General features: G+C 71.4%; 1 protein-coding gene. It reads right to left on the reverse strand.

Translation table 11 applies throughout. The features are described 5' to 3' along the window. A partial coding sequence (locus ACVA58_RS28790) for a hypothetical protein (protein ID WP_446513638.1) occupies nucleotides 1-231 on the reverse strand: 231 nt, incomplete at both ends.

A 231-nucleotide genomic window follows, 5' to 3' on the forward strand; every position in this document is an offset into this window, starting at 1 on the left:
GCCGATGGCGTCGAGCCCGGCGCGACGCAACCCCAGCGTGTAGCTGCCCCAGAGCAGGCTGGCCAGCAACAGCAGTGCAGCCCCGCCGACGAACGCACCATTCGACGCATGCGCTTGCGACACCAGCAACAGCACCACGCCCGCGAGGATGATCGCGATGGCCCGCCCGCGCGCCGCGCCGATGCGCTGGCCATCCAGCGCGTAGGCGATCAGCGCTACCGACAGCGGCGT

The sequence above is a fragment of the Photobacterium sp. DNB22_13_2 genome, assembly GCF_052873915.1.